Source organism: Chamaesiphon sp. OTE_20_metabat_361 (assembly GCF_031364565.1).
This window is the reverse complement of sequence record NZ_JANLWO010000778.1, coordinates 1-1,681: the sequence shown is the minus strand read 5'-3', so window position 1 is coordinate 1,681 and position 1,681 is coordinate 1. Positions and strand designations below refer to the sequence as shown.

Here is a 1,681-nt window from a genome sequence, read left to right as displayed (position 1 = left end):
GCTTGGGCGATTTCTTTAGCACGGCTATCTTCATAACCAGTCAATGCTGGATTCGCTAAATCATCATTGTCAAAACTCCGGTTCAAGTCTCGATCGACATAACGTCGATTTGCCGCTACCGCCTGGGGATTAGCTAATAAGGTCACGACTTCAAAACTATATTGCGCCAGCCGCTCTGGAAACCGAGCCAACTTTTCTACCACATATACGCCAGTCAGCTCATTGCCGTGGGTACCGCCGACAATGGCAATTTTCTCGATCGGTTTAGCTATCATCAGTGCATCTTGTGTAAAGTTACTCAGTAATCCAGTTCGTCACTAGATCGCCTTGCTCCATCACCATAATCGCAACAATATATAACTGCAATAGTCAATTTTACATGTTAATATAACCCGATAGTTATAGAATCTGGATATCGTGAATACGACAGAAGCGGTAAAAGCGATCGAACTTCGCGACTTGCGTTACTTTCTAGCTGTTGTCGAAGCGGGGAGTATTACTAGTGCGGCGGAAAAATTACATGTAGCGCAACCATATCTCACCAGAAAAATCGCCGCCCTGGAAAAGAGATTGGGCGATTCGGCAGAGCCGACGCTACGCGAACGAGTCGAGCTATTCGATCGCAAAAAACGCCCCCATCAGTTAAACCAAACCGGACGCGCGTTTTTAGAAGCTGCGCGGGTAATTGTCGAAAAATTAGATTTGGCAGTTGAGAATACCCACCGGATTCGGCTGGGAGAAATAGCTGGGAAATTGGGATATTTGACGGTCGGATTTACGAGCGCGATGGCTAATGGTATCTTGCCAGATATTTTGGGAGCTTTCAAACAAAATTATCCCAATATTAGTTTAATTTTAAGTGAAGAAACCAGCAGTAATCAAATTCAAAGATTGCGCGATCGGGCAACAGATTTGATGTTTGTCTATCAATATCTCGACTTAACCGAATCGTTAGCAGCAACCGCAGATCTAGATGTGTTACTGCTCGTTCGAGAATCATTAGTTGTCGTGCTACCAGCTCGACATCCGCTGGCAGATCGCTCGGTTATTTCGCTCGCCGATCTCAGAGACGAATCATTTATCATGCCGGATCGTCAAGTTGTACCCGGCTTATTTAAAGAAATTGAAGGTTTGTGTGTTCAATCTAAATTCGTGCCGAATATTGCCCTAGAAGCGGTCTTCATGGTCACGATTCTCGGGCTAGTCGCTGGTGAAATTGGGATTAGTATTTTGCCAGCCAGCGTCCAAAATTTACAACGCAAAGGAGTAGTGTACAAAAAGTTGCAAGAACGAGCAGTTACTAATCAATTAGCCGCAGTTTGGCGGCGAGATAATTCATCCCCGATCTTGGCAAATTTTATCAAAATTATTGAAGGTATCATCGGCAAGGAAATTTAAATTGTAAATGTATAGAGTCTACGGAGATGGAGATCGGGGTGTTCGGAGTATTTAGCTGACGGGTTGGCTGGAGCTTTACGCAATTTTTGGCAAAATTGGTGATGTTCTCTAGGTCTTACCCAATGCCTTGAGAAAGTCCATTGCTTTTTGATAAAACTCTGTATTCCCTTGTTGTTTATATAACTCTGCTGCTTTGTTTGCATCCTGAATTGCTGATTCTTTATCATTCAATTCGTATTTGGCAACACTGCGGGCGAAATAAGCTAGGGCAATTGTTGGTTTT

The 1,681-nt window shown here is 43.7% G+C and carries 2 protein-coding genes; one reads left to right on the top strand and one right to left on the bottom strand.

Annotated features, from left to right (window positions below; translation table 11 throughout):
* On the bottom strand, positions 1-275 hold a 275-nt coding region (locus RMO35_RS22005), incomplete at its 3' end, for a succinylglutamate desuccinylase/aspartoacylase family protein (protein WP_309744318.1).
* Positions 276-417: 142 nt separating this feature from the next.
* Here RMO35_RS22005 and RMO35_RS22000 point away from each other — a divergent pair.
* The gene (locus RMO35_RS22000) at positions 418-1,398 is read left to right on the top strand and encodes a LysR family transcriptional regulator (RefSeq protein ID WP_309744316.1); all 981 of its coding nucleotides are present in this window, start codon (positions 418-420) and stop codon (positions 1,396-1,398) included.
* The last annotated feature ends 283 nt before the right edge of the window (positions 1,399-1,681 follow it).